General features: G+C 73.8%; 22 protein-coding genes. 8 read left to right on the top strand and 14 right to left on the bottom strand.

What is annotated here, in order from left to right:
• The first annotated feature begins 14 nt into the window (after nt 1-14).
• On the top strand, nt 15-1,517 hold the full coding sequence (mmsA, locus tag OHS82_RS27060; protein ID WP_057574574.1) for a CoA-acylating methylmalonate-semialdehyde dehydrogenase: 1,503 nt from the start codon (nt 15-17) through the stop codon (nt 1,515-1,517).
• Between the two features lie 91 nt (nt 1,518-1,608).
• Here the strand turns inward: mmsA and OHS82_RS27065 are convergent, their stop codons facing one another.
• A complete protein-coding gene (locus OHS82_RS27065; RefSeq protein ID WP_328434699.1) occupies nt 1,609-2,463 on the bottom strand; it encodes a hypothetical protein in 855 nt (284 codons plus the stop codon).
• Between the two features lie 287 nt (nt 2,464-2,750).
• Between OHS82_RS27065 and OHS82_RS27070 the strand changes: the two genes are divergently transcribed.
• From OHS82_RS27070 to OHS82_RS27080, 3 genes are all read left to right on the top strand, one after another.
• Entirely contained in the window at nt 2,751-5,396 is a 2,646-nt protein-coding gene (locus OHS82_RS27070) for a CocE/NonD family hydrolase (protein WP_328434700.1), read from the top strand.
• The gene (locus tag OHS82_RS27075) at nt 5,393-6,247 is read left to right on the top strand and encodes an ABC transporter permease (protein WP_057574577.1); all 855 of its coding nucleotides are present in this window, start codon (nt 5,393-5,395) and stop codon (nt 6,245-6,247) included. Before OHS82_RS27070 ends, OHS82_RS27075 begins: the two co-directional genes overlap by 4 nt.
• Before the next feature lie 140 nt (nt 6,248-6,387).
• Nucleotides 6,388-7,890 carry a vWA domain-containing protein gene (locus tag OHS82_RS27080; protein ID WP_057574578.1) on the top strand — a complete coding sequence of 501 codons (1,503 nt, stop codon included), beginning with the start codon at nt 6,388-6,390 and terminating at the stop codon, nt 7,888-7,890.
• A gap of 117 nt (nt 7,891-8,007) precedes the next feature.
• Here the strand turns inward: OHS82_RS27080 and OHS82_RS27085 are convergent, their stop codons facing one another.
• The 3 genes from OHS82_RS27085 to OHS82_RS27095 all read right to left on the bottom strand — a co-directional run bounded on the left by OHS82_RS27085 (nt 8,008) and on the right by OHS82_RS27095 (nt 10,091).
• A complete protein-coding gene (locus tag OHS82_RS27085) occupies nt 8,008-8,415 on the bottom strand; it encodes a rodlin (RefSeq protein ID WP_328434701.1) in 408 nt (135 codons plus the stop codon).
• A gap of 130 nt (nt 8,416-8,545) precedes the next feature.
• The gene (locus OHS82_RS27090; protein WP_057574842.1) at nt 8,546-9,574 is read right to left on the bottom strand and encodes an LCP family protein; all 1,029 of its coding nucleotides are present in this window, start codon (nt 9,572-9,574) and stop codon (nt 8,546-8,548) included.
• A gap of 106 nt (nt 9,575-9,680) precedes the next feature.
• A complete protein-coding gene (locus tag OHS82_RS27095; RefSeq protein ID WP_328434702.1) occupies nt 9,681-10,091 on the bottom strand; it encodes a rodlin in 411 nt (136 codons plus the stop codon).
• A 228-nt stretch (nt 10,092-10,319) separates the two neighbouring features.
• On the opposite strand from OHS82_RS27095, the gene OHS82_RS27100 reads away from it, so the two are divergent.
• The 3 genes from OHS82_RS27100 (at nt 10,320) to OHS82_RS27110 (ending at nt 12,680) form a co-directional block, all read left to right on the top strand.
• Nucleotides 10,320-10,730 carry a rodlin gene (locus OHS82_RS27100; protein ID WP_057574579.1) on the top strand — a complete coding sequence of 137 codons (411 nt, stop codon included), beginning with the start codon at nt 10,320-10,322 and terminating at the stop codon, nt 10,728-10,730.
• A gap of 313 nt (nt 10,731-11,043) precedes the next feature.
• A complete protein-coding gene (locus OHS82_RS27105; RefSeq protein ID WP_054240076.1) occupies nt 11,044-11,271 on the top strand; it encodes a chaplin in 228 nt (75 codons plus the stop codon).
• Between the two features lie 107 nt (nt 11,272-11,378).
• Nucleotides 11,379-12,680, top strand: a complete 1,302-nt coding sequence (locus tag OHS82_RS27110) for a chaplin family protein (protein WP_328434703.1) — start codon at nt 11,379-11,381, stop codon at nt 12,678-12,680.
• A gap of 264 nt (nt 12,681-12,944) precedes the next feature.
• Here the strand turns inward: OHS82_RS27110 and OHS82_RS27115 are convergent, their stop codons facing one another.
• Both OHS82_RS27115 and OHS82_RS27120 read right to left on the bottom strand, forming a co-directional pair.
• The gene (locus tag OHS82_RS27115) at nt 12,945-14,189 is read right to left on the bottom strand and encodes an FAD-dependent oxidoreductase (RefSeq protein WP_328434704.1); all 1,245 of its coding nucleotides are present in this window, start codon (nt 14,187-14,189) and stop codon (nt 12,945-12,947) included.
• Complete coding sequence (locus OHS82_RS27120) at nt 14,189-15,538, bottom strand: carboxylate--amine ligase (RefSeq protein ID WP_057574581.1); 1,350 nt, start codon at nt 15,536-15,538, stop codon at nt 14,189-14,191. Before OHS82_RS27120 ends, OHS82_RS27115 begins: the two co-directional genes overlap by 1 nt.
• 162 nt (nt 15,539-15,700) lie before the next feature.
• Here OHS82_RS27120 and OHS82_RS27125 point away from each other — a divergent pair, with 162 nt between their 5' ends.
• Entirely contained in the window at nt 15,701-17,176 is a 1,476-nt protein-coding gene (locus OHS82_RS27125) for a glycoside hydrolase family 26 protein (RefSeq protein ID WP_328434705.1), read from the top strand.
• A gap of 28 nt (nt 17,177-17,204) precedes the next feature.
• Here the strand turns inward: OHS82_RS27125 and OHS82_RS27130 are convergent, their stop codons facing one another.
• From OHS82_RS27130 to OHS82_RS27165, 8 genes are read right to left on the bottom strand one after another with little or no spacing between them, the layout of a single operon-like run.
• Entirely contained in the window at nt 17,205-18,320 is a 1,116-nt protein-coding gene (locus tag OHS82_RS27130; RefSeq protein WP_057574583.1) for a GNAT family N-acetyltransferase, read from the bottom strand.
• The gene (locus tag OHS82_RS27135; RefSeq protein WP_057574584.1) at nt 18,317-18,964 is read right to left on the bottom strand and encodes a hypothetical protein; all 648 of its coding nucleotides are present in this window, start codon (nt 18,962-18,964) and stop codon (nt 18,317-18,319) included. The genes OHS82_RS27130 and OHS82_RS27135 overlap by 4 nt, the downstream gene beginning before the upstream one ends.
• Nucleotides 18,961-20,127 carry a glycosyltransferase gene (locus tag OHS82_RS27140; RefSeq protein ID WP_057574585.1) on the bottom strand — a complete coding sequence of 389 codons (1,167 nt, stop codon included), beginning with the start codon at nt 20,125-20,127 and terminating at the stop codon, nt 18,961-18,963. Before OHS82_RS27140 ends, OHS82_RS27135 begins: the two co-directional genes overlap by 4 nt.
• Nucleotides 20,124-20,864 carry a polysaccharide deacetylase family protein gene (locus OHS82_RS27145; RefSeq protein ID WP_057574586.1) on the bottom strand — a complete coding sequence of 247 codons (741 nt, stop codon included), beginning with the start codon at nt 20,862-20,864 and terminating at the stop codon, nt 20,124-20,126. Before OHS82_RS27145 ends, OHS82_RS27140 begins: the two co-directional genes overlap by 4 nt.
• A complete protein-coding gene (gene murJ, locus OHS82_RS27150) occupies nt 20,851-22,536 on the bottom strand; it encodes a murein biosynthesis integral membrane protein MurJ (protein ID WP_328434706.1) in 1,686 nt (561 codons plus the stop codon). The genes OHS82_RS27145 and murJ overlap by 14 nt, the downstream gene beginning before the upstream one ends.
• Nucleotides 22,533-23,855 carry an O-antigen ligase family protein gene (locus OHS82_RS27155; RefSeq protein WP_057574588.1) on the bottom strand — a complete coding sequence of 441 codons (1,323 nt, stop codon included), beginning with the start codon at nt 23,853-23,855 and terminating at the stop codon, nt 22,533-22,535. The genes murJ and OHS82_RS27155 overlap by 4 nt, the downstream gene beginning before the upstream one ends.
• Before the next feature lie 7 nt (nt 23,856-23,862).
• Nucleotides 23,863-25,278, bottom strand: coding sequence for an exopolysaccharide biosynthesis polyprenyl glycosylphosphotransferase (locus OHS82_RS27160; protein ID WP_328434707.1), 1,416 nt, complete (start codon nt 25,276-25,278; stop codon nt 23,863-23,865).
• Nucleotides 25,275-26,450 (bottom strand): glycosyltransferase, encoded by a 1,176-nt coding sequence (locus tag OHS82_RS27165; RefSeq protein WP_057574590.1) that lies wholly within the window; start codon nt 26,448-26,450, stop codon nt 25,275-25,277. Before OHS82_RS27165 ends, OHS82_RS27160 begins: the two co-directional genes overlap by 4 nt.
• Nucleotides 26,451-26,468 lie beyond the last annotated feature (18 nt).

A 26,468-nucleotide genomic window follows, 5' to 3' on the forward strand; every position in this document is an offset into this window, starting at 1 on the left:
AGGAGCACTCGGTCATGACGAAGATCGTCAACCACTGGATCGGCGGCAAGACCGTCGAGGGCGCGTCGGGTTCGTACGGGCCGGTCACCGACCCCGCGACCGGCGCCGTCACCACGAAGGTCGCGTTCGCCTCGGTGGACGAGGTCGACTCCGCGGTCGCGGCCGCGAAGGACGCCTACGCCACCTGGGGCACCTCCTCGCTGGCCAGGCGGAGCACCGTCCTGTTCGCGTTCCGGGCGCTGCTCGACGCGAACCGGGACGCGATCGCCGAACTGATCACCGCCGAGCACGGCAAGGTGCACAGCGACGCGCTCGGCGAGGTCGCGCGCGGCCTGGAGATCGTGGACCTGGCCTGCGGGATCACCGTGCAGCTGAAGGGCGAGCTGTCGACCGAGGTCGCCAGCCGGGTCGACGTCGCGTCCATCCGCCAGCCCCTCGGCGTCGTCGCGGGCATCACGCCGTTCAACTTCCCGGCGATGGTCCCGATGTGGATGTTCCCGATCGCGATCGCCTGCGGCAACACGTTCGTGCTGAAGCCGTCCGAGAAGGACCCGTCGGCCTCGCTGAAGATCGCCGAGCTGCTGTCCGAGGCCGGTCTCCCGGACGGCGTGTTCAACGTCGTGCAGGGCGACAAGGTGGCCGTGGACCGTCTCCTGGAGCACCCTGACGTCAAGGCCGTGTCCTTCGTCGGCTCCACGCCGATCGCCCGCTACATCCACACCACCGCCTCCGCGAACGGCAAGCGCGTCCAGGCGCTGGGCGGCGCGAAGAACCACATGCTGGTCCTGCCCGACGCGGACCTGGACGCGGCCGCCGACGCCGCCGTCTCCGCCGCGTACGGCTCGGCGGGCGAGCGCTGCATGGCCATCTCCGCGGTCGTCGCCGTCGGCGCGATCGGCGACGAGCTGGTGGAGAAGATCCGCGAGCGCGCCGAGAAGATCAAGATCGGTCCCGGCAACGACCCGACGAGCGAGATGGGCCCGCTCATCACGGCCGTCCACCGCGACAAGGTGGCGTCCTACGTGACGGGCGCGGCGGCCGAGGGCGCCGAGGTGATCCTCGACGGCACCGGGTACACCGTCGAGGGCTACGAGGACGGCCACTGGATCGGCATCTCGTTGCTGGACCGGGTGCCGACCACCGCGAAGGCCTACCAGGACGAGATCTTCGGACCGGTGCTGACCGTGCTGCGCGTCGACACCTACGACGAGGGCATCGCCCTCATCAACGCCTCGCCGTTCGGCAACGGCACCGCGATCTTCACCCGGGACGGCGGCGCGGCCCGTCGCTTCCAGCTGGAGGTCGAGGCGGGCATGGTCGGCGTGAACGTCCCGATCCCGGTCCCCGTCGGCTACCACAGCTTCGGCGGCTGGAAGGACTCGCTCTTCGGCGACCACCACATCTACGGCAACGACGGCACGCACTTCTACACCCGCGGCAAGGTCGTCACCACCCGCTGGCCCGACCCGGCCGACGCCCCGGCGGGCGTGGACCTGGGCTTCCCCCGCAACCACTGATACCGCACACGGCGACGCCCTGCCCCGTCCGGGGGGCAGGGCGTCGCCGTGCGTCGGCCGCCGGGCGTGGACCCCGGCCGTGGCGTGGACGTCAGCCGGTGGTGGAGCCGGCGCCGGTGCCCCCGCCCGCCGCCTTGATCGCCTCGGTGAGGTCGCCGGTCTGCGCGGCCGGCGGCGCCTTGACCGGGGCCGTCTGGCCGAACTTCTCGAAGTCCATGGTGACCTTCATGGCGCCGATCTCCTGGATCATGCGGACCGGCAGGTCCTTGGGGCCGACCCACACCTCCATGGTGATCGAGGTGGCGCCGCCGGTGAGCGAGCCGAAGAGGTTGTCCTTGTCGCCGTAGGCCTTCTTGAACTTGCCCATCCCGGCCTGGTCGATGACGGCCCGGTAGTGCGTGGTGGTCTTGCCGTTGATCTTCTCCGAGCCGAGGTTCTCGACGTCGTCCGCGTACTTCAGGCCCTTCATGGACGCCGACGGGCTGCCGTTGCTGCCGCTGAGCGCCTGCGCGCCCTGCTTGCCGAAGACGGCCGAGCTGTCGATCTTCATCCACTCCTTGCCCTTGAGAGGGCCGGCGGCCTGCGGGTCGACGTCGTAGTAGTACGCGCCGTCCACGAAGAGCATGCGCGTCTTCGGAGCGTCCTGCAGCTGCTGCAGCTGCGCGGCCGCGGTGTCCATCAGGACGTCGAACGCGTACCCGTCGCCCCAGGAGTAGGTGCCCTCCATGGCGACCGGAGCGCCGGCGCCCATGGAGGTGGTCATCTTCACCTCGGCCGAACCGAGCTGCTCGGTGCGGTCGGTCGCCCGGCCGAGCGCCGCCATGATCGCGTCCGTGCCGTCCACGGCCTTGGCCGCGTCCTTGGCGGTCTCGCTGCCGCACCCGGCCGTCGTGACCAGGGCCGCCAGAGTGACCGCCGTCCAGGCCCCCGCGTACTTCGCCTTCATGAGTCCCCACCCCTGTGCGTCGTCTGTGATCCCCGAACCCTAAGGGGTCACACTGACACGTCCGGATGCCGGACGTCGCCCCACTTTCGCGCCGGGAGCCCCGCGGTTCCGGCGCCCGCCGAGCCACCCGATCGGCCGCACGGGAACCGACCCGGAGGACGGGCAGGACCGGCCCGCGTGTACCGCGTCCGCGGTATGCCACCACGGCCGCGTACGCCTCCGGGAGGTCGCCGAGTTCGGTCTGCGGTCGACAACTCCACGACAGGTTGACCCCGTACGGTTGAAGCATGGATCTTCGACTGCCCGGTCTGCGAGGACCACGGCGGCCGCGACGGCTCCTCGCCGCCGCGGCCGCCGTGGTCGTACTCGCCGGTGCCGGTACCTGGACGGCCGTCGCCTCCGACGACGACACGCCCGCGGTGCGCCACGCCGACCGGGTCATGGCGGTGGACGGCGTACGCCTGGACACCTCCTACTTCACCGCCGGCGGCTCCGGCCGCCGCCCCGCCGTCCTCCTCGCGCACGGCTTCGGCGGCAGCAAGGACGACGTCCGGCAGCAGGCCGAGCAGCTCGCCCGCGACGGCTACGCCGTGCTCACCTGGTCCGCACGCGGCTTCGGCGAGTCCACCGGCCGGATCGGGCTCAACGACCCGAAGGGCGAGGTCGCCGACGTCTCCCGGCTGATCGACTGGCTCGCGAAGCAGCCCGAGGTCCAGCTCGACAAGCCCGGCGACCCGCGCGTGGGCGTGGCCGGCGCCTCCTACGGCGGTGCGATCTCCCTGCTCGCCGCCGGACACGACGACCGGGTCGACGCCATCGCCCCCGCGATCACCTACTGGAACCTCGCGGACGCCCTGTTCCCCGACGGCGTGTTCAAGAAGCTGTGGGCCGGCGTCTTCTTCAACACCGGCGGCGGCTCCGCCCGCTTCGAACCCGCGCTGGCCGCGATGTACGAGCGCGTCGCCGAGTCCGGCGTCCCGGACGCCGCCGCCCGCGCCCTGCTCGAGGAGCGCTCGCCGTCCGCCGTCGCCGACCGCATCAAGGTCCCCACCCTCCTCCTCCAGGGCCAGACCGACTCCCTCTTCACCCTCGCCCAGTCCGACGCCGCCGAGAAGGCGATCCGCAAGAACGGCGCGCCCGTCGACGTCGACTGGATCTCCGGCGGCCACGACGGCGGCGACATGGAAGCCTCGCGCGTCCAGGCCCGCGTCGCCTCCTGGTTCGACCGCTACCTCAAGGACGACAGGTCCGCCGACACCGGCCCGGCCTTCCGCGTCACCCGCACCGGAGGCATCGACTCCACCGACGGCGCAGCCCAGCTCCGGGGCGCCGGCGCGGACGCCTACCCCGGTCTGAGCCACGACGACCGCGCGTTCGCGCTCACCGGCCGCCGCGAGGAGCAGACCTTCGTCAACCCGCCCGGCGCCACCCCACCCGCCGTGTCCGCCCTGCCCGGCCTCGGCGGCGGCGGCCTCTCCCAGCTCTCCGCCCTCGGCGTCGGCGTCTCCCTCGACTTCCCCGGCCAGTACGCCGCCTTCGACTCCGCGCCGCTCGCCGACGACCTGCGGGTCACCGGCTCGCCGACGGTCACCGTCCATGTGAAGTCGACGACCGGCACCGCCGTCCTCTTCGCCAAGGTCTACGACGTCGGCGGCAGCGGCAGCCAGGTGCTGCCCTCCCAACTCGTCGCCCCGGTCCGCGTCGACGGCGCCGCGGCCGGCAAGGACGTCACGATCACCCTCCCGGCGATCGACCACAAGGTCGAGGAAGGGCACCGGCTGCGCCTGGTCCTCGCCTCCACCGACCTCGGCTACGCCTCCCCGACGACCCCGGCGACGTACACCGTGTCGATGAAGGGCGACCTGTCGGTCCCCACCGCCCCGGCCGTGACGACCGCCGCCGCACCGCTCCCGTCCTGGGTCTGGTGGCTCCCCCTCACCGGCGCGGCGCTCGCGCTCGCCCTGCTGCTGACGGCCCGCCGCCGCACCGCCGCACCCGCCCCCGACCCGGCGCTCGCCGAGGTCCCGCTGCGGATCACCGACCTGAGCAAGAAGTACGCGAACGGCGACCGCTACAGCGTCCGTGAACTGTCCTTCCAGGTCGAGAAGGGCCAGGTCCTCGGACTGCTCGGCCCAAACGGCGCCGGCAAGACGACGACCCTGCGCATGCTGATGGGCCTGATCACGCCCGACGGCGGCGAGATCCGCGTCTTCGGCCACGCCATCCGCCCGGGCGCCCCCGTGCTCTCCCGCGTCGGCTCCTTCGTCGAGGGCGCCGGCTTCCTGCCGCACCTCACCGGCCGGGAGAACCTCGAGCTGTACTGGCGGGCCACCGGCCGCCCGGCCGAGGACTCCCACCTCGACGAGGCCCTGGAGATCGCCGGCCTCGGCGACGCGCTCGCCCGCGCGGTGCGCACCTACTCCCAGGGCATGCGCCAGCGCCTCGCCATCGCCCAGGCCATGCTGGGCCTGCCGGACCTGCTCATCCTCGACGAGCCGACCAACGGCCTCGACCCGCCGCAGATCCGCGAGATGCGCGAGGTGATGATCCGCTACGCGGCGGCCGGCCGCACGGTGATCGTCTCCAGCCACCTCCTGGCGGAGGTCGAGCAGTCCTGCACCCACCTCGTGGTCATGGACCGCGGCCGGCTCGTGCAGGCAGGCCCGGTCGCCGAGATCGTCGGCTCCGGCGACACAATCCTCGTCGGCACCGCCGTCCCCGTTGACGAGCCGGTCGTCGAGAAGATCGCCGCGCTGCCCGGCGTGGCCTCCGCGCTCCCCGCCGACGACGGCCTGCTGATCCGGCTGGACGCCGACGGCACCGCCCGGCGCCTGATCGCCGAGCTCGTCCGGCTCGACGTGCCGGTGACCTCGGTCGGCCCGCACCGCCGCCTGGAGGACGCCTTCCTCACCCTGATCGGAGGTTCCGCATGAGCACGCTCACCGAGGTCGCCTCCGGCTACCAGCCCGGCCGGACCCTGCCGCTGCGCGTCGAGCTGGTCCGCCAGCTCAAGCGCCGCCGCACGCTGATCATGGGCGGCATCCTCGCCGCCCTGCCGTTCGTCCTGCTCATCGCCTTCGCCATCGGCGGCGAGCCCGGCGGCCGCAACGACCAGGTGACCCTGATGGACACGGCGACCGCCTCGGGCGCCAACTTCGCCGCGGTCAACCTGTTCGTGTCGGCGGGCTTCCTGCTCGTCATCCCGGTCGCCCTGTTCTGCGGGGACACCGTCGCCTCGGAGGCCGGCTGGTCCTCCCTGCGCTACCTCCTCGCCGCCCCCGTGCCCCGCGCCCGGCTGCTGTGGTCCAAGCTCGTCGTCGGCCTCGGCCTCAGCCTGGCCGCGATGGTCCTGCTGCCGGTCGTCGCCCTCGCGGTCGGCAGCGCGGCCTACGGCTGGGGCCCGCTGGAGCTGCCCACCGGCGGCGCGCTCGACCCGGGCACCGCCGCCCAGCGGCTGGTGGTCGTCGTCGGGTACGTCTTCGTCTCCCAACTGGTCACCGCGGGGCTTGCGTTCTGGCTCTCCACGAAGACGGACGCCCCCCTCGGCGCGGTCGGCGGCGCGGTCGGCCTGACCATCGTCGGCAACGTCCTGGACGCCGTCACCGCCCTCGGCGACTGGCGCGACTTCCTGCCGGCGCACTGGCAGTTCGCCTGGGCCGACGCCGTCCAGCCCACCCCCGAGTGGTCCGGCATGATCCAGGGCACCGCCGTCTCCGTGACCTACGCCCTGGTGCTGTTCGCCCTGGCCTTCCGCGGTTTCGCCCGCAAGGACGTCGTCTCCTAGGTCACCGCAGGGTCACCGGCCGGTCTCGGCGGCCCCCCGTCGTGCCCGGTTCGAGACGTATCCGCAACTCCCCGTGTCGCACGTTCCGGCCCCCTGTCCCGTCACAGTCACAGACGTCGACGGACACAGGGGGCACAGACATGAACAACCATCGGGCACCGGCGCTGTTCGCCTTCATGGCGGCAGCCGCACTGCTGCTGACCGGCTGCGGCGGGGGCCAGGACTCCACCGGCGGCAAGGCCGCTGACGGAGCGGCCCGCAACAGCGACGCCTTCCCCGCGCCGAGCGCACCGCGCGCCGGCGAGGAGCGCGACGAGGGTGACGAGGGGCGCTCCGACCGCCTCTCCACCTTCGCCCTCGACGTGGACACCGCCTCCTACGGCTACGCCCGCCGCACCCTCGCCGAGGGCCGCCGCCCGGAGCCCGCCACCGTCCGCCCCGAGGAGTTCGTCAACAGCTTCCGCCAGGACTACGAACGCCCGGACGGCAACGGCTTCTCGGTCACCGTCGACGGCGCCCGCACCGGCGACGACGACTGGTCCCTGGTCCGCGTGGGCCTCGCCACCCGCACGGCCGCGCAACAGGGCGAGCGTCCGCCCGCCGCCCTCACCTTCGTCATCGACGTCTCAGGCTCGATGGGCGAACCCGGCCGTCTGGACCTCGCCAAGTCCTCCCTCGGCACGATGACCGACCGCCTGCGCGACGACGACTCCGTCGCCCTCGTCACCTTCAGCGGCGAGGCCGAGACCGTCCTGCCGATGACCCGCCTCGGCGGCCACCGCGGCCGTGTCCACGACGCCGTCGACGGCCTGGAACCCACCGACTCCACCAACCTCGGCGCCGGCGTCGAGACCGGTTACGCCACCGCCGTGGAGGGACTGCGCAAGGGCGCCACCAACCGGGTCGTCCTGATCTCGGACGCCCTCGCCAACACCGGCGACACCGACGCCGACGCGATCCTCGAGCGCATCGACACCGCCCGCCGCGAACACGGCGTCACCCTCTTCGGCGTCGGCGTCGGCAGCGACTACGGCGACGCCCTGATGGAACGCCTCGCCGACAAGGGCGACGGCCACACCGTCTACGTCTCGGACGAGACCGACGCCCGCAAGGTCTTCTGCGACGACCTCCCGCGCAACGTCGACCTGACCGCCCGCGACGCCAAGGCGCAGGTCGCCTTCGACCCCGACACCGTCGCCGGGTTCCGCCTCGTCGGCTACGACGACCGCCGGGTCGCCGACGACGACTTCCGCGACGACCGCGTCGACGGCGGAGAGGTCGGCCCCGGCCACACCGTCACCGCCCTCTACGCCGTGCGCGTCAAGCCCGGCGCCTCCGGACGCCTCGCCACGGCCACCGTCCGCTGGCTCGACCCCGAGACCCGCACCCCGCACGAGACCTCCGGCCGGCTGGAGACCGGCGCCCTGCACGACGACCTCGCCCGCGCCTCCGACCGCTTCCGGGTCACGGCGACGGCCGCCTACTTCGCCGACGCCCTGCGCCGCCCGGAGACCCCGCTCCCGGACGCCCCCGACCTGACCGAACTGCAGGAAACAGCCCGCACGTTGGCGAAGAAGACCGAGGACGCGGACGTCACCGCCCTGGCCGACGCGATCGCCGACGCGAACCGCCTGGACCTGTAGGAGGTCCCGTCCGGACGCCCGGACGTCCGTCTGTGCCCCGCGCACCGCGGGCGGCACACGAAACGGCGGGTCACCGGAGAACCGGTGACCCGCCGTCGCGGTACGTCAGGCTGCGGCTCAGCCGTTGGCCGCGCCGTTGCCGGCGAGCACGGAGATGTCGTCCAGGATGTGCGACAGCGGCTCGTCGCCCTTGGCCTGGGTGCTGTTCTCCACGCACTGCTGGTTCTGCGGGGAGGACAGGACGTTGATGTCCTGGACGTTGATCGGGACGGCGCCGACGAGGCCCTGCAGCCCGAGCTTGGCGGGCAGGCCGATGCAGGGCTTGTTCAGCGAGCCCTGCACCAGCGAGAGCTGCGGGCTCATGTCGCCGAAGGTGGCCGAGTTGCCGAACTCCGACGAGGCGCCGTTGCCGCTGGCGGAAGTGGTGCCGCTGTCGTCACCGATGGCCAGGGCCTGCGGGGCGCTCACGGCCGCGAGACCGGCGACCGAGGCGGCGAGGGCCGCGGATGCCCACAGCTTCTTCATGTTCGTTCCCTTTCGAAAGGCGCGGACACCGGGGGAGGAGCCGCGTGATCAACAACGCCCCGCCCCCGGCCGGGGTTGCGTGGTGTGCCCCGATCGGCCCAGCGCACCCGCCGCCCCTGCCGTGCGCCCCTCACCTGCACGCGTACGCGCTCCCGCGCACCGCCACCGTGCTGCCGAGAACGGTCGGCGGATCCTTCGGCCGGGGGTTCCTGCCCTCGGCGACCAGCGGCTGGTCCCTGTGCACCTTCGTGAAGAGTGCGTCCGCCTTACGGTCGTCCCAGGCCAGCGCCGAACCGATGCCCAGCGAGGCCGGCGCCGACCCGCCGATCGGCACGGTCGTGAACTCCGTCGCCGCGTCCGGCAGCCTGCGCAGCGCGGCCGCCTCCTGGGCGAGCTCGTTCAGCGAGAATCCCTGCTGACCGCCGCCGAGGAGGGTGCCCATCAGGTGCAGGGTGCGCCGCGGGTCGTCCAGCAGTCTGCGCGCCTGCACCTCGAGCAACGACTGGAAGAGGAAGCGCTGCTGACGCTGGATGCGGCCGAGATCGGCGCTGGTGTCGACGTGCCGCGAGCGCACGTACTGCAGTGACTGCCCGCCGCCGAGCCGGTGCTTGCCCGGCTTGAGGTCCATGCCGGTCGCGAAGTCCTTCAGCCGTCGCGGCGTGCACACCTCGACACCGCCGACCTCGTCCACGGAGTCCATGAAGCGCCGGAAGTCCACCTGGACGAACCGGTCGACGCTCAGCCCGGTCATGGACTCGACCGTCTTGACGGTGAGCTCCGCGCCGCCCTCCTGGTACGCCGCGTTGAGCTTCGCCGGATGCGCCTTGCGCTGCTTGCCGTCCGGGCCGCGGTACTGCGGGATGTGCGCCCAGGAGTCACGCGGCAGACCGATCACGCTGACGCGGTCCCGCCGCGCCGAGAGATGAACGAGCATCAGGACGTCCGTGCAGCCGCAGGCCTGGCCACCGGCGTGGAACTCGTGCTTCTCGTCGGCGGAGATGGTGTCCCGTTCGTCGGTGCCCATCAGCAGAACGTTCATCGCGCGCGGGGCGTGCTCCCGGGAGGGGAGCGCGGAACTGCCGAGCAGCGCGCCGGTGGCGGCCAGGACGATTGAGGGAATCGCCAGCCGACGTGGCAGAGAGTTTCTCTTCGTCGTCACGCGCCGCACGCTAGAACAGCGGGCCGCCGATGATCCGGCGGCCCGCTGCGGGGGGCGGAGAAACCACTCCGGGGCTCAGGAAATGAACCCGTTCACCACGTCGGGCTCAGTGGTTGGCCGCGCCGTTGCCGGCGAGCACGGAGATGTCGTCCAGGATGTGCGACAGCGGCTCGTCGCCCTTGGCCTGGGTGCTGTTCTCCACACACTGCTGGTTCTGCGGGGAGGACAGGACGTTGACGTCCTGAACGTTGATCGGGACGGCGCCGAGGAGGCCCTGCGCCCCGATCTTGGCGGGCAGGCCGATGCACGGCTTGTTGAACGAGCCCTGGATGAGCGCCATCTGGGGGCTCATGTTGCCGAAGGTGGCCGAGTTGCCGAACGACTGGCTCGCACCGTTGCCGCTGGCGGAGGTGGTGCCGCTGTCGTTGCCGATGGCGAGCGCCGGGGCTGCCGCGGCGGCGGAGACGCCGGCGACGGAGGCGGCGACCGCAGCGGCGGCCAGTACCTTCTTGATCACTTGTAAGTCCCTTCGTGAGAACCCCGTCCACCGGAGCCCTCTGAACAACGCTTTCTGGGCTGCTTCGTTGCCGCTCTTCACTCCGATGGCCTATTGGCGGGAAATCCGGTCGTCGGGTCGGAAAAACCGATCGGGTGAAGGGCCGCAACCAAACCCGGTGCATCCGGTTGATCGGTGGCAGGCACATGGTCCTGGCACGGAGTCAGGGCAGGGAAAGGAACAATCGAAATGCTGAAGAAGGCAATGGCCGCGGCTGCGGTCGCCGCTTCCGTCATCGGAGCGTCGGCGGCTGTCGCCCCCCAGGCGTTCGCCATCGGGGACGACGCGGGCACGACCTCCGCCAGCGGCAACGGCGCGCGCGAGGCGTTCGGCAACTCGGTGACCAAGGGCGACATGAGCCCGCAGGCCACTCTGGTCCAGAGCTCGCTGAACAAGCTGTGCGTCGGCCTGCCGCTCAAGGTGGGCGTGCAGAGTGTCCTGGGCGCCGTCCCGATCGACGTTCAGGACGTCAACGTCCTGTCCTCGCCGCAGGACCAGCAGTGCGCCGAGAACAGCACCCAGGCCAAGGGCGACGAGCCGCTGTCGCACATCCTGGACGACATCTCCGCCCTGTCGGGCAACGGCGTGGCCAACCACTGACGCCCACGGCGCCGCTCGCCGGACGGTCCGCGCCTCTTTCGGCGGACCGTCCGGCTTCGGTATTCACGCGGCGAATCTTCCTGATGTTCTGTCAATTTTTGTTCCACTGCTCAGGCGAATCGTTTCTCCCGATTGATCCTGGCGGGTCAATTGTATGAAGGCGTTCGAGTGAATTCCCGGACGACGCGCGTTCGTCAGTTTCTTCGGATGTCTATCTCTCGTTTGCAGCCTGCGAGTCATGGTGCGAGCCGTTCCAGTTGCGCTCGCTCGGTTTCGACCGTCATCTAGGCATGACCGCAGAGAAGGGAATCCCATGAAGAAGAGCGCTGCTGTTGTTGCGGGTCTGATCCTGGCCCTGGGCGGGGCCGCCCCCGCCTTCGCCGACGCCGGTGCCAACGGCGCGGCCATCGGCTCCCCGGGCGTCCTGTCCGGCAATGTCGTCCAGATTCCGATCCACATTCCGATCAACGTGTGCGGAAACTCCATCAACGTCATCGCCGCGCTGAACCCGACCGGCGGCAACGTCTGCATCAACGACTGACGACACGTCATTCCCGGCCGTCGGGCCGGACCCGGGCCGGCCTTGGACGACTTCCGTGTGGTCCGAGGCCGGCCTTTCCCACTTCTTCGAGCAGGAAGACCACGAGATTGCGACAGACCCTGAGCAGGGGAGTGGTCGCGGCCGCCGCCGCGACGAGCATTCTGTCCCTGTGCGGGGGCGGCTACGCCCTCGCCGACGCGAACGCCGAGGGAGCGGCCAACGGTTCACCAGGAGCCCTCTCGGGCAACCACGTCGAGGCCCCGCTGCACGTCCCGCTGACCGTCTGCGGCAACTCGGCCGACGTCGTCGCCGCGCTCAACCCCGCGTTCGGCAACGCCTGCGCCGAGCAGGCCGTCGCCCGCGACAAGCGTGCACACGGGACACCGAAGGGCCACGACGACCCGCACGGCGGGGATTCCGGCTACGGCCGGTCCGACGACGAGGAACCCGGCTACGGGGACTCCGGCTACGGCGACTCCGACGACGAGGAGCCCGGCTACGGCGACTCGGGCTACGGAGACTCGGGCTACGGCGACTCCGACGACGAGGAGTCCGGCTACGGCGACTCCGGCTACGGCGACTCGGGCTACGGCGACTCGGGCTACGGCGACTCCGGTCAGGCCGGCCATGGGCACGGAGACGACTGCGGCTACGGCGACACCTGCGGCGGCGGAGGCCACACGCCTCCGGGCGGCGGTCACGGCCACGGCACGCCGCCCGGCGGGGGCCACTCGACGCCTCCCGGCGGCGGTCACTCCACCCCGCCCGGCGGAGGTCACAGCTCTCCTCCCGGCGGGGGCCACTCCACGCCGCCCGGCGGAGGTCACTCGACGCCTCCCGGCGGCGGTCACTCCACGCCGCCCGGTGGAGGCCATAGCTCTCCTCCCGGCGGGGGCCACTCCACGCCGCCCGGCGGAGGTCACTCGACGCCTCCCGGCGGCGGTCACTCCACGCCGCCCGGTGGAGGTCACAGCTCTCCTCCCGGCGGGGGCCACTCCACGCCGCCCGGCGGAGGTCACTCGACGCCTCCCGGCGGCGGTCACTCCACGCCGCCCGGTGGAGGTCACAGCTCTCCTCCCGGCGGGGGCCACTCCACGCCTCCGGGCGGCGGTCACTCGACGCCGCCCGGCGGAGGTCACAGCACCCCGCCTCCGCACGGCGGCCACTCGACACCGCCTCCGCACGGGGGTCACAGCACGCCTCCGCCCGGAGGCGGGCACAGCACGCCGCCCGGTGGCGAGCACACCGCGCCCCCGCACAACGGCGGTGGCGGCGGGCACACCCCGCCCGAGCTGCCGCACACCGGCAGTGACAACGCGGCGTTGCTGGCCGCCTCCGGCGTCAGCGCGGCGCTGATCGCGGGCGGCGCCGTTCTGTACCGGCGAGGCAGGGCCGCCTCCCGGCGCTGAACGCACCCGGCGCCGGCCGCCCGCACGGCGGGTGCCACGCCTCGGGCCTGTCGCCGGATCGTGTCGCACTGCGTGCGGGTCGATCCGGGCGGCGGGCCCTCGGTGTGCTCAGCGCCGTACGGTCTCCGTGGCCCCGCGCCGTCCGGGCGCCGGGGTGGCCCGGCCCGGCAGCCCCGTGTGGGGCCCGGTGTCATGCCTTGGGCCTGTCGCCCGGTCGTGTCGCACTGCGTGCGGGTCGATCCGGGCGGCGGGCCCTCGGTGTGCTCAGCGCCGTACGGTCTCCGTGGCCCCGCGCCGTCCGGGCGCCGGGATCGCCCCGCCCGGCAGCCCGGTGTGCAGCCGGCGCCGGACGCCCCGGACCAGGGTCCCCGCCGTGTAGGTCGCGCCGTGCACGAAGCGCATCGCCGGCCCGAACCCGGCGGCCGTCACCAGGCCGGCCATGAACAGTCCGGGGCAGGACGACTCGAAGTCCCGGCCCACCTCGGGGGAGCCGTCGGCCACCGTGGCCAGTGCGTCGCGCAGCGGGCCGGAGAGGAGCCCGAGCCGCTCGCGGGTCGCCCGGAAACCGGTGGCCGCGATCACGTGCTCGGTCTCGAAGGGGTCCGCCCCCGTCACCTCCAGCCGCACCCCGCCGTCCGCCGCGCGTGCCGCCGTCACCTCGTGGTCGAGGCACACCTCCACGGCGCCCTCCACCCGGTCGCGCACCCACCAGGCGCCGGCCGGTCCCAGCGCCGTCGCCGCGATCCGCGCCCGGGTCGGCTCCGGGAGCCGCCGGTAGAGGCCCGGGCGTTCGGCGTAGAACCAGTTGCGCCAGCCGCAGCCGAGGCCGCTGTGCGGGGAGCGGGCCGACCGCCACCACGGGCGCTCCCAGGGCGGCGGCACGTCGTTCCACTGCAGCCGGTCGGCACGGGCCAGCACGCGCACCCGGGTGCCCTGTTCGGCGAGCAGGGCGGCCGTCTCGAGGGCGGCCTGCCCGCCGCCGATCACGGTGACGTCCCGGCCACGGAAGCGGTCGAGGTCGCCGTGGTGGCTGCTGTGCGAGACGAGTGAGGAGGGCAGGCCGCGCAGGGCCGCGGGGATCTCCACGAACGGCATCACGCCGACCGCGAGGGCGACCGTGCGGGCCTGCACGGTCTCGCCGTCCTCGGTGACCGCCTCGAAGCCGCCGGGCAGGGACGCGATGCGGACCACCGTGCGCTCGTCCACCTCGGGGACGGCGTTGCGGGCGAACCACAGGCCGTACTCGGCGAACGTCTCCACGGGGATCGGCTGTCCGTGCCCGGCCGTCACGCCCTGGGTCGCGCAGTACGCGTCGAGCCGCCAGCGGGCGGCCGGATCGGACAGGTTGGACGCCCACGGCTCGGACTTGAGGAACATCCCGCCCGGCATGTTGTCGCGCCAGGAGGCCATCGGCCGGCCGAAGACGCGCAGGCTCAGCCCGGCGTCCGCGGCGTGCGACGCGATGGACAGGCCGTACGGGCCGGCTCCCACCACCAGCAGGTCGTACATCAGCAGCTGCTCGCTTTCTCGTCGTCGGTCGGTCCGGCCACGGCCGGTGCGGTGCGTCCGCTCTGTTCGGCGGGTCCGGCCTGGGTGCGCAGGCGGGTCAGGGAGGACGGGGGCGGCGGGGACTGGCGGACCACGCGGGGTCCGTCCCCGGCGGCTGGCGCCGGGCCCAGCCCGCGCAGCCGGTGCAGCAGCCGGCGGGTGACGTGCGCGCCCCACAGGCCCCACATGGCCCGGCCGGGAGCGGTGTCGTCGCCCGCGTGCCAGGCCAGTTCGCGGCCCCGGCGGGTCGGTCGCAGCGCGGCCAGCGGCGCGTAGTTCTCCACGACGAACGTCCGCCCGGGCCGGGGCTCCCACACGGGCAGCGGACGGTGCGTCAGGTCCAGGTGCTGCGCGCGGACGACGTCCACCCCGGCGGCGTCGGTGAAGAGCCGGAACTGGGCGCCGGGGCGCGGGTTGAAGTCGAGCAGGTGGTACTCGCCGGTGCCGCCGCAGCGGCGGAAGTCGAGGTCGAGGATGCCCCGGTGGCCGAGGGCGTCGACGAGCCGCTCGGCGTGCCCGCGCACCTCGGGGTTCTCCGTCCACTCGCCGACCGCGGTGAGTCCGGCCCCGCGCGGCCAGGCGCACAGTTTGCGGCCGGAGCCGCCGGCGCGGAGCGAGCCGGAGCGGTCGGCGTATCCGTGGAAGAACCAGTCGCGGTCCTGACCCGGCGGCAGGAAGGCCTGGAGGAGCAGCCGGCTGCCCGCTTCGTCGGTGCGCAGATACAGTTCGCGCGCCTCCTGGGGAGAGCGCACCAGAGCCGTGCTGCGCAGCCCCGATCCGGCGGGCAGCAGCCAGGGCCGGCTCCACTTCGCCACCACCGGCAGGCCGAGCCGCCAGGCCTCGGAGGCGGCCTGTGCGGCGCTGTCCGGGATCACGGTGAGCGGGTGCGGCACGTCCGCCGTCGCGCACAGGGCGACCAGTTCCGATTTGTCGGCGACCCGTTCGGGCACCGCGCCGGGCTGCTGCGGCAGCAGATAGGCCGGCGCCAGTTCGTCGCGCAGCCTGCTCACCGCGATCGCCCCCGCGTCGTCCATCGGGATGAGCACGGCGGGCCGTTCGACGCGGGCGGCCACCCGCAGCAGGGTGGCGGCGATGTCGCAGGGGGTGGCGCCGGGCGGCGGCGGGGGGTGCAACTCCCGTACGAAACGGGAGGTGCGCACGGGACTTCCCGTCGACTCGGCGACCACGTGCACGTCGACTCCGGCGCGTCCGAGCGAGCGCACGGCACCCAGCGTGCCGTGGTGAAAGGGATTCCGGTCGATCCGCAGGAGAACGGCGGGGACGCGGGTGTCGAGCAGCGACTGGGGCATTTTTCAGCGGGTCCTTCGGCTCGGTTCACCGATATGGGCGATCAAGGCACTCGAAAGCCGTATCGGCGGTGGCGTGGATCCTTTTGGTGTGACTTTCATATGACTGAGTGTCAGTAATGCGCGGGCAGTGCGCGTTACGCGCGAGTGGAGAAAGGAGCAGGCATGACTCCACAACAGCGACGCGCACGGTCGCGGCGGCTTGCCGTCGTCGCGGCAGCCGTCGCGGCCTCGGCCGCCCTGGCGTCCGGGCCTGGATTCGCCGCGGGCGCGGGGGTGGTGCGGGTCGGCGATCCTCCGGCTCCCACCCCGACCGTCCCGGTGCCCGCCGCGTCCGAACCGGCTCCCGCCGCGGCCGAACCGGCCGTCCCCGCCCCGGCCACGACCGCGGCGGCAGAGGCGAGCCCCACACCCACCCCGGCCGAGTCCCCGACGCCGACCCCGACCCCGACCGGGACCCCGGGGACCCCGACCGAGCCCCCGGGCGCGTCCCCGGCGCAGACGCCCGCGCCCTCGGCCTCGGCCTCGCCGACGAAGGCCGCCGCCCCCGCCTTCGGCGCCTACCTCGACTACGGAGCCCGCGGCGTGACCCGCATCGCCGAGCTCAGCGCCTGGCTGGGCGGCTCCGACCTGCGCGTCGGCCACACCTACCTGCCGGGCGACCGGTGGCACAACATCGAGGGCCCGGCCGGCTTCCTCGACGTGTGGGCGAACTGGCGGCGGGAGAAGGACGACCGGATGCTCGTCCTCAACGTGCCCATGATGGAACGCAACGAGGAGGGCGTCTCCGACGCCGAGGTGCGCCGGCTGCTGAAGCAGGGCGCGGACGGGGAGTTCGATCACCACTTCACGGCTCTCGCCGAGCGGCTGGTCGCGCTGAAGGCGCCGGACACGGTGATCGTGCTCGGCTGGGAGATGAACGGCATCACGTACACCCATCGCTGCGGGCCGGACCCGGAGGCCTGGAAGAAGTACTGGAACAGAATCGTCACCGCCATGCGTGCGGTGCCGGGCCAGGAATTCAGGTTCGATTTCACGCCGACGCGCGGCAAGGACGCCGTTCCGTGGACCGAGTGTTATCCGGGGGACGACACGGTCGACATCATCGGAATGGACTCCTACGACCAGCCGACCGGTCTGTCCTTCGACGAGCAGGTGAGTGAACCCTACGGGCTGCAGGCACACGTGGACTTCGCCAAATCGCACGGCAAGCCCATCTCCTATCCCGAATGGGGACTCTTCCGCAACGGCGACAACTCCGAATACATGCGCCGCATGATCGCCTGGATGGACGAGCACCGGCCGCTGTACAACACGCTGACCGACTACTGCCCGCACGGCGTGTGGCAGTGCGGGCAGAACCCGCGGTCGTCCGAGGTCTACCGTTCGCTGCTGTCCGGCCGCACCGACGAGCCGGTCACCGAGCCGACGACCCCGGCGCCCACCACGGACCCGTCCACGGACCCGACGACCCCGCCCGTCACCGAGCCCACGACACCGCCCGCCACGGAACCGCCCACCACCGACCCCACCGGCGAACCCCCGGTGAACTGCACGCCGATGGACCTCGGCGACTGGGTCGAGTACTGGCTCGGCGGCAAGCTGTGCATCCGCCTGGACTGGTGGTCGCGCAACGGGTGAACCGATGTGCTGTGGCGGCAGGTCCGCGTCAGGGCCCGCCGCCACCGGCACGCTCCCTCCGCTGCTCCAGCCGGAGCAGCAGCTCCTTGCCCCGCTGCCGCGCGGCCACGTCGCACACGACCGCCGACAGCAGCGGGGCGGTGCGCCGACGGGCCAGCAGCAGCCGCTGGTTGACGACCGGTTCGGGCCGCCAGTGGTGCTTGTACGGCTCGTCGCCGCGCAGCAGGCTCAGCGCGGCGCGCCCACCGTCCCGGGTGTGCTCGGCGCACGCCTCCAGCAGCATCACGGCCACGTCCGCCTTGCGCTCCCGCAGCCGCGGATGGGCGCCGTAGAGGTAGCCCCCGGCCAGCCGCCGCGACAGCAGCGTCAGATCCACGGCCACCACGTCGTCGTCGAGCCGGAACTCGGTGACCACAGCGTCCCCGGAACGCACCATCGGACCGACCGAACGCACCAGGTGCTCGCAGAACCGGTCGCGCAGGTGCTCGCCCGTCACCTTCCGCCCCTGCCACTGCAGCCGGTGCAGTTCCAGCAGCCGCCGCAGCGCCGAGTCCACCTCCTCCGGGCGCACCGCCTGGCGCTGCACGCCGAGCGCGGTCAGCTTGCGCAGCTTCGCGCGCACCCGCTGGGCCTTCGCCGACGGCAGCCGGGCCACCAGCTCGTCCATCGGCACGGCGGGCAGCTCCAGGCACACCGAGTCGCCGACCCGCCGCCGAGGCCCGCGCCAGTGCTCGTAGACGCGCTCCACCGCACCGCCCGGCCGCACCTCGCGGAAGTCGATCAGCGCGGTGCGGGCGGCGGCCGCGAGGGCCCCGGTGAGCGCGCCGACGGCTGCCTCGCCGTGCTCGTCGTCGACCAGGACGTCCCCGTAGTCGGAGATCGCCCCGCCGAGCGGCACGAGCGCGGGCACCGGCCGGCGCACGGCGGTCAGCGGGGCGACGGCCACGAGTTCGGCGCCGTCCCGGACCAGCTGCAGGCGCAGCCGGCCGGGGCGGCCGTACGACAGCCACCACGAGTGCAGCCAGGCGTGGCTCTGGAACGGGGTGGCCGTCGCGCACCGCTGGTACAGCCGGTCCCAGGCCGGGGCGAGAGCGGCGAAGGCCTGTTCGTCGGTGACGACCTCGGTGGTGAACGTCGGTTTCACAGCGCCCCGTGGGCGTCGGCGGCGAGAGCCGGGCCGGGGACCGCGGCGGAGCGCGCGCCCTCCTCCTCCCGGCCCCGCTTCGGCCGCACCAGCAGCAGCAGTCCGCCGAGCAGCCCGCCCGCGCTCGCCCCCACGGCGCCCGTCAGCGTGGGGGACGGCGAGGAGGGTCCGGTCGGCTTCACCGCGCGGGCGAACTGCTGGAGTTCGACGTTGGTGGTGGCCTGGGAGCTCTTCGCGTGCTGGGTCAGCGAGCGGGAGACCGCGTTGGCCATGTCGGCGGCCAGGTCGGCGCGCGGGGAGGTCGCCGTGATCGAGACCATCGGGGCGTCCGGCGAGGTCGCCGTCTGCACACTCTGCTGGAGAGTCCGCACCGGCACACCGGCCCACACCTGAGCGTCCCCGAGCACCGCGAGCTGGGTGGCGACCCGGCCGTAGGCCTGCGCGAAGCCGAGCGCCGAGGCCGGGTCGGACTTCGCCGTGGGGACGGCGACGACATACGCGGTGGCCGTGTACACGGGCGGCTTGACGGCCCCGTAGGCGCCGCCGAGCAGGCCGCCGGCGACGGCGCCGGCCGCGAGCAGGGCCCAGGGCGGGAGCGCCTTGGCGCGGCGCAGGGCGGCGGGACGGCGAGGGTTCTCGGTCATGGGGAACTGACTCCCTGGGGTGTCGGGGAAGCGGAGGACGACAGGGCTGGTCCGGAAACGGTGGTCGCGTACACGTCCATGAGCTGGGCGGCGCTGCGGGCGATGTCGTAGTGGAGCGCCGCCTCGGGGGCGGTGCGCGGTCCGGGCGGCCGCGCGCGGGACTCGGACAGCGCGCGGACGAACGCGTCGGCGCCGCCGGTCACCAGGCGCGCGCCCGGCGCCGCCCGCGCGGGCAGCTGCTCGATCGCGGGACAGGAGGCGTAGAGCACGGGCAGTCCCGACGCCAGCGCCTCCACGGCGGCCAGCCCGAAGGTCTCCTCGGCGGACGGCGAGACGAACACGTCCATGGCACAGGCGAGGGAGGGCAGGTCGGGGCCGGGCGAGCCGTCCGCGACGTAGGGGCGCTCGCCGGTGAACAGGACCCGGTCGGCGACCCCGGCCTCCTGCGCGACGCGCCGCAGCACGTTCTCCTCCGGCCCGCCGCCGACCAGCAGCAGCCAGTGGTCCGGCGTGAGGCGGGCGAGCGCGCGGATGACGACGTCGAAGCGCTTGGCGGCCGTCAGGCGTCCGACGCCGCCCACGACACAGGCGTCGTCGGGCAGTCCGAGCCGTCTGCGGGTGCGCAGGCGGGCCGCCGGATCGAAGCGGAAGCGGGCCAGGTCGATGCCGTTGGGGACGACCTCGATCCGCGGTTGCGGTACTCCCCAGCCGCGCAGCCGGTCGGCGACCGCGGGCGAGACGGCGACCGTGGTGCGGCCCAGCCGCTCGCTGGCCAGATACAGCGCGCGCACCCCGGAGGTCAGCGGCCGCCCCTCCATCTGTGAGTCGCCCAGGGAGTGTTCGGTGGCCACCACCGCGCGGACCCCGGCGAGCCGCGCGGCCAGCCGGCCGTAGACGCAGGCCCGGTACAGATGCGTGTGCACGAGGTCGTAGCCCCCGGAGCGGACGACCCGGACCAGCCGCGGCAGCGCGCCCAGGTCGCGGTTGCCGGCCATGCCCAGATGGACGACCTTGACGCCGTCCTCGGCGAGCCCGTCGGCCACCGAGCCCGGGTTGGTGAGCGTCACCACCTCGCAGTCGACCGGCAGGTGCCGCAGCAGCAGCCGCAACTGCTGCTCGGCGCCGCCCACGCCCAGCCCCGTGATGATGTGCAGCGCCTTCACCGCAGCCCCTCGACGGGACGCCGGCGCAACCGGTGCAGCCGGTACTTCAGGAACAGCCGGACGGCGTCGTCGTCCTGCCCGACATGGACCCGCGGGAGGGCGTGCAGGCCGTTCAGCGGCCCGGGGTCGATCGCGCAGGCGTAGGCGTAGCCGGCCTCGCCCACGGCGTCCACCGCGCGCCGGTCTACCGTCCCGTACGGGTAGCAGAAGCCGTCGACCTCGGTCCCGAGGAGCTCGGCGAGGGCGGCGCGGCTCTCGACCGTCTCCGCCTTCAGGGTGCCGTCGTCGGCCCGGGTCAGATCGACGTGGGTGAGGCCGTGCGAGCCGATCTCGACGCCCTCCCCGGCCGCCCGGCGGATGCCGTCGGCGGTCAGCAGGGGTTTGCGCGGGCCCAGCGGATCCCAGGCGTTGTCGCCGCCGAACCGTCCGGGCAGCACGAACAGGGTCGCGTTGCAGCCCTGCCGGCGCAGCACCGGCAGCGCCCCGGTGAGGAAGTCGGCATAGCCGTCGTCGAAGGTGAGGCCCACCAGGTCGCGGCCCTCGCCCCGGGCGCGGGCCGCCAGCAGCTCGGCCATGGAGACGCCGCGCAGCCCGCGCCGGCGCAGCCACCTCAGCTGTTTCTCCAACCGCTCGGGGGTCACCGTGATGCGGTAGGGGTCGTCGGAGCAGTCGCTCACGGAGTGGTACATCGCCACCCACGGGACGGGAGCGCGGAGCTTGCGGTCAGGAGCGGCCATGGGAGAGCTTTCGGGTCGCGGAACGTACGGAACGGAATGCGGAGACGATGCCCTGGGCGCCCAGGGCCCGGCCCAGCAGCAGGAAGACGACGGTCACGGTGAGGCCCCCGGCGGCGAGCCCCCGCACCGGGTCGGCGAACCGCGCGGCGGCGAAGGCCCCGGCGAGGGTGGCCACCAGCGCCGCCCGCACCGGTCGGCTCAGCTCGCGCAGCACGCCCCGGACCCGGATCGGCACGCTGCGCGGACCCGTGCCGGCCAGCAGCACCAGGGCGGTGACGGTGATGCCGGTCGCGTTGGCGACGGCGATGCCGTACACGCCCCAGGGGCCGACGCCCAGCGCGCCGATCCAGGACGTCACGACGATGCCGCCGGCCATCGCGCCGACCGGGTACCAGGAGCCGCGGCCCCCCGAGAAGTACGAGCGGACCAGCACGCCCACCAGGGTCTGACCGAGCAGCCCGAGCGCGTACACCCGCATGACGCCCGCCGTCGCCGCCGTGTCCTGGGCGGTGAACGCACCGCGCTGGAAGAGCAGTTCGACGATCTGCGGGGCGCACGCCACGACCGCGGCCGTGCCCAGCAGCACGATGCACGACGCCAGCGCCAGATCCCGCTCCACCCGGCTGCGGGCCCGCTCGGCGTCCCCCTCGGCCAGCGCCCGCGCGACCACCGGGAAGGTCACCGTGCACACCATCACCGACAGGATCATCGGCATCTGCGCGACCTTCTGCGCGTAGTTGAGGTGCGAGATGGCCCCCGCCGGAAGCTGTGAGGCGAGGAAACGCTCGATGAGCGTCTGGGACTGCCGGCACAGCGCGAAGAGCAGGACGGTCGTCAGCAGCGCGGTGTCCAGGGGCCGGGGCTCCTCGTGCCCGACGGGCGCCTCCCCGGCCGTCCGGCCCCTGCGGAGCTGACCGATCAGCGAGGGCAGCTGCACGAGGACCATCAGCAGCCCGCCCACCGCCACCCCGGCCGCCGCCGACCGCACGCCCCAGCGCCCGCCCAGCACGAACATCCCGGTGACGATGCCCACGTTGTAGGCCACGTAGATCGCCGCGGGCGCCACATACCGCCGGTGGGCGCGCAGGGCCGCGCTGCAGTACCCGGCGAGTCCGAAGCTCACCGCGCAGGTCGCGGTGAGCCGGGTGCAGTCGACGGCGAGCGCCGGGTCGGGCAGACCGGGCGCGAGGACGTCGACCACCTGCGGGGCCCCGCCGACGAGCAGGGCGCCGACCGCGACGAACGCCAGCGACAGCCGGGGCAGCGTGCCGGCGACCAGCGCCCGCACCGGGTCGCCGGGGGCGCCCTGGGAGCGGCGGGCCAGCGCCATGCTGAACGCCGGGATGAGGGCGAACGCCAGTCCGTCCTCGATCAGCAGCGTGGCCGCGAACTCGGGCACGGTCCACGCGACGAGGAAGGCGTCGGTGTCGCTGCCCGCCCCGAAGAGCCGGGCCAGCGCCTGGTCACGGACCAGCCCGAGCAGGGCCCCGGCCACCGACAGGGCGGCGGTGACGAGCGCGGCCTTGGCGAGGAAACCGCTGGAGGCGGCGGGGAGTTCGCCGGCCTCCCCGACGGTCTCGGGGGCCGTCTCCCCGGACCGGGCGGCGGACCGCGCGGGCGGCACGGACACGGGCCCGTCCGTGCGGGGTGTCCGAGGAGGCGTCACGGTCATCGGGCCTGCGCCTCCTCGAGGGCGCTGCCGCCGACCAGCGCCCACCAGGCGACGATCCCGAAGACGACGGCGGTCAGCACCGTCGACGGTCCGCCGATGTCGGCGTACACGAAGTCGATCAGCTGCCAGACCAGCAGGCCGCAGGCGAACAGCGCGCAGTCGAGGCCGCGGCCGGAGCGCCGGGCGCGCAGCCACCCCCGCAGCCCGCACGCCAGCATCGCCAGCCAGCCGCCCGCGAGGGCGAGCAGCCCGACCAGACCCTGTTCGCCGAGGACCAGCAGATACATGTTGTGCGGGGACAGCAGCGGCTGCCGGACGAAGCCGGAACCCGCGCCGTCGGTGTCGCTGCCGGAGGACAGCGCGAGGGAGGCGTGCGCGTCCCGGTGTTCGGGGAAGCCCTTCAACCCGACACCGGTGAGGGGCTGTTCGGCCCACATGCCGACCGCGGACGCCCACAGGGTGTACCGGTCGGTGACCGACTGGTCGGGGGCGTCCGCGACCTGCGTGATGCTGCTGACGCGTTCCTGGAGCATCGCCGAGCCGACGCCGAAGCCGCCCACCAGGACCACCCCGGCGGCGACCGCCGCCGCGCCGACCTTGAGCGCCCGGCGCAGCCCGGCGAGGGCCAGCTGGACCGTGCAGGTCAGCGCGGTAGCGATCCACGCGCCCCGGCTGAAGGAGAGCGCCAGCGGCGCCAGCAGGGCGAGCGCGGCGGCGGCGGCGACGGCCCGCTGCCGCACGCGGGAGCCGCCGAGCGCCAGGCCGACCGCGCAGACCAGCCCGAAGGACACGACGGTCGCCATGCCCATCACGTCCTGCGGTCCGAAGGTGCCGACCGCCCGGATCGTCTCGCCCTGGTAGGAGGCGCCGGTCCCGGTGACGAACTGGTGGACGCCGACGGCCCCCTGCCAGCCCGCGAGCCCCACGAACGACCAGGCCAGCACCCGCAGGTCGGCCCGGTCCCGGACCAGCAGCACGACGGCCGCGGGGACCAGTACGAAGATCTGCAGATAGCGGCCGAGGCCGGTCAGACCCGCGCCCGGCGAGGACGCGCCCATCGCCGCGAGCGCGAGCCCCGCGACCGGCATCGCGAGGACCACGGCCGCCGTGCGGGACAGCGGGCGCCGCCGCTGCCGCAGCAGCCGCACCACACAGAACAGCACGACCAGCGCGGACAGCGCGTCGGCCGGCCCGGCGCCGCCCTCGCCGCCCGGGGAGAGGGGAAGACCGAGCAGGGCGATCACGGCGACCACCGGCAGGACCGGCGACAGCGTCCGGGCCCGGGGCAGCGTCAGCGGAAGGGGCGGGGCGAGGGTCATCGGCGGTTCAGCTCCCGGTCGGTCGCACGAGGGCGGCCGCGGTGCGCAGCAGGATGCACACGTCCTGCCACAGCGACCAGTTGTCGATGTACGCGTTGTCGAAGCGGGCCCGGTCCTCGATCGAGGTGTCCCCGCGCAGCCCCTGCACCTGGGCGAGGCCGGTGATGCCGGTCCGCATCCGGTGACGTGCCGCGTAACCGGGATAGGTCTGGCTGAACTGGCCCACGAAGAAGGGGCGTTCGGGACGCGGTCCGACGAGGCTCATGTCGCCGCACAGCACGTTCCACAACTGGAGCAGCTCGTCCAGCGAGGTCTGGCGCAGAAAACGGCAGAAGCGGCTCATCTCGCGTTCGCCGGCCACGCTCCAGCGGGTCGCCGACTCGTGCTCGTCGACCGGGCGGTGGGTGCGGAACTTCAGCAGGGTGAAGGGCCGGCCGTCCTTGCCGATGCGCTCCTGCCGGAAGACCACCCCGGGTCCGTCGGTCACCCGCAGCACGGCCGCGCACAGCAGCAGCAGCGGGCTCACCAGCAGCAGCAGCGCCCCGGAGACCATGACGTCCAGCAGCCGCTTGCCGAGGCTGCCGCGCCGCCGGGCGCCCATGTCGAGGCGCCGGCAGGAGAACCCGGCCAGCTGCTCGCGGCTCGCGTACGAAGGGGAGTCGGCGTCGACCTCCCACACCGTGCAGCCCGACTCGGCGAGCGCCCGCAGCAGCGGGCCCTGCACGCTGCGCACGGCGGGGTGGACGCACAGCACGTCCCGCACGCCGTTCTGGATGAGGGCCCGCTGCACCTCCTGACCGGAGGTCAGCACCGGCAGCCCCTCGTCGCCGCCGGGGCTCTCGGCCACGACCCCCACCGGCTGGACCCCGCACCGGGGATGCCGCAGCACCGCGGCGGCCACCCGCTGCGCGGTCGTGGCGGGGCCGATGACGAGTGCGGCGCGAGGCCGGCGCAGCAGCGCCCGCCGCCGGCGCAGATGCACGACCGCGCGGGCCGTGCAGCCGGCCGCGGCCTGCACCGCGCAGCCGAGGACCAGGGTGCGGGCAGAGAGCGCGTGCGCCGGGTTCCACGCCGCGGCGAGGGCGCCGAGCGCGAGCCAGGCCACCGTGATCCGGCCGCACACGGCGGGCAGTTCGTCCAGCACCCCCGCCACCGGACGCGGGCGCTGCGGGCACAGCAGTATCGTCGCCGCCACCAGCAGGGCCACCAGTAACGGGCGGCGCTGCGCCCCGGTCAGGGCCAGCGCGCCCGCGAACGCGGCGAGGCCGTCGGCGAGCAGCAGCGGCAGCGGCGACGCGGGCCGCGCCGGGGGCCGGCGGGCGGGGAACCGGAATCCCGTTGCGCTCCCTCGCCGCGGGATGACCGAGACGGGCGAGAATCCGGCCTGCGCGCCGGGAGAGGGGACGGTGCTTTCCGCAGTCACGAGTGGATGGACTCCCTGCACTCGGTGGGCGCGACCCGCGCCCCGTTGGTGGTCGTGAGCAGCTCGCGGTACACGCCCTCGACCGCCTCGGCCGTGCGCCGCACGTCGTGCACGGCCAGGACGTGCCGGCGCCCCTGGTGGCCGAGCGACTCACGCAGCAGCGGGTCGGGCAGCAGCGCGCAGACCGCGTCGGCGAGCGCCGCGGGGTCGTCGGCGGGGGCGAGGCAGCGCTCCGCGAGTCCGGCCGGCAGGCTCTCCCGGGCGCCGTTCACGTCGGTCACCACCACGGGTCTTCCGCAGGCCATCGCCTCCAGCGGGGCCAGCGCCATGCCCTCCCAGCGCGAGGGCAGCACCACCAGGTCGGCCGCCTGGTACCAGGGCACGGCGTCGGCGACGGCCCCGGCGAACAGCACCGACTGCGGCGCGCCGGAGCGCAGACGCGCCGCGTCCGGTCCGTCGCCGACCAACACCAGCCGGGCGGCGGGCGTCCGGGCCGCGATCGTGTCCCAGGCCCGCAGCAGCACGTCCTGCCCCTTCTGCCGGCACAGCCGCCCCACGCACACCACCAGCGGGGCGGCCGGGTCGAGGCCGGGCAGGAGCGAGGCCCGCACGGTGTCGACGGGGGCGGGGTGGAAACGTCCGGAGTCGATGCCGTTGGGGACGACGCTCCACCGTCCGGCGATACCCGCCCGCAGACCGGCGGCGCGTTCCGCCTCGCTCACGCACACCAGCCGGTCGGCCCAGCGCGCCCCGAGGCGTTCCCACCTGAGGGCGAGCGCCGCGGTGGCACCTCCTACGGCCTCGAAGGACCAGGCGTGCGGCTGGAACACGGTCGGGATCCGGCCGCGCACCGCGAGCCGTCCGGCGAGCCCCGCCTTCGCGCTGTGCGCGTGCACCAGGTCGGGGCGTACCTCGGCGATCAGGCGTGCGAGCCGCCGCACCTCGCCGGGGAGCGAGGGCCCCGGCGAGCGTGTCGCCGCCCAGTGCCGGGTCCGTGCGCCCAGGGACCGCAGTTCCCCGGCGAGCCCGCCGGCCGGGCAGGCTACGGTGACGTGCAGACCCGCCGCGAGCTGGGCCCGCGCCAGGTCGGTCACGACCCGGGCGACCCCGCCGTCCACGGGCTGGGTGAGGTGCAGGACCCGGGGCCCGGCGTCGGGTTCTGGCTGGTGCATTGCGCGGATTCCTCGCTC

The sequence above is a fragment of the Streptomyces sp. NBC_00425 genome, from assembly GCF_036030735.1.
GTDB lineage: Bacteria > Actinomycetota > Actinomycetes > Streptomycetales > Streptomycetaceae > Streptomyces.

What these genes read in the sequence shown, in the direction of transcription:
- murJ (WP_328434706.1), bottom strand. Translation starts at nt 22,536, where the DNA reads ATGACCGTGACGCCTCCTCGGACACCCCGCACGGACGGGCCCGTGTCC.
- OHS82_RS27070 (WP_328434700.1), top strand. Translation starts at nt 2,751, where the DNA reads ATGGATCTTCGACTGCCCGGTCTGCGAGGACCACGGCGGCCGCGACGG.
- OHS82_RS27065 (WP_328434699.1), bottom strand. Translation starts at nt 2,463, where the DNA reads ATGAAGGCGAAGTACGCGGGGGCCTGGACGGCGGTCACTCTGGCGGCC.
- OHS82_RS27165 (WP_057574590.1), bottom strand. Translation starts at nt 26,450, where the DNA reads ATGCACCAGCCAGAACCCGACGCCGGGCCCCGGGTCCTGCACCTCACC.
- OHS82_RS27085 (WP_328434701.1), bottom strand. Translation starts at nt 8,415, where the DNA reads ATGAAGAAGCTGTGGGCATCCGCGGCCCTCGCCGCCTCGGTCGCCGGT.
- mmsA (WP_057574574.1), top strand. Translation starts at nt 15, where the DNA reads ATGACGAAGATCGTCAACCACTGGATCGGCGGCAAGACCGTCGAGGGC.
- OHS82_RS27125 (WP_328434705.1), top strand. Translation starts at nt 15,701, where the DNA reads ATGACTCCACAACAGCGACGCGCACGGTCGCGGCGGCTTGCCGTCGTC.
- OHS82_RS27075 (WP_057574577.1), top strand. Translation starts at nt 5,393, where the DNA reads ATGAGCACGCTCACCGAGGTCGCCTCCGGCTACCAGCCCGGCCGGACC.
- OHS82_RS27100 (WP_057574579.1), top strand. Translation starts at nt 10,320, where the DNA reads ATGCTGAAGAAGGCAATGGCCGCGGCTGCGGTCGCCGCTTCCGTCATC.
- OHS82_RS27080 (WP_057574578.1), top strand. Translation starts at nt 6,388, where the DNA reads ATGAACAACCATCGGGCACCGGCGCTGTTCGCCTTCATGGCGGCAGCC.
- OHS82_RS27115 (WP_328434704.1), bottom strand. Translation starts at nt 14,189, where the DNA reads ATGTACGACCTGCTGGTGGTGGGAGCCGGCCCGTACGGCCTGTCCATC.
- OHS82_RS27105 (WP_054240076.1), top strand. Translation starts at nt 11,044, where the DNA reads ATGAAGAAGAGCGCTGCTGTTGTTGCGGGTCTGATCCTGGCCCTGGGC.
- OHS82_RS27145 (WP_057574586.1), bottom strand. Translation starts at nt 20,864, where the DNA reads ATGGCCGCTCCTGACCGCAAGCTCCGCGCTCCCGTCCCGTGGGTGGCG.
- OHS82_RS27155 (WP_057574588.1), bottom strand. Translation starts at nt 23,855, where the DNA reads ATGACCCTCGCCCCGCCCCTTCCGCTGACGCTGCCCCGGGCCCGGACG.
- OHS82_RS27120 (WP_057574581.1), bottom strand. Translation starts at nt 15,538, where the DNA reads ATGCCCCAGTCGCTGCTCGACACCCGCGTCCCCGCCGTTCTCCTGCGG.
- OHS82_RS27135 (WP_057574584.1), bottom strand. Translation starts at nt 18,964, where the DNA reads ATGACCGAGAACCCTCGCCGTCCCGCCGCCCTGCGCCGCGCCAAGGCG.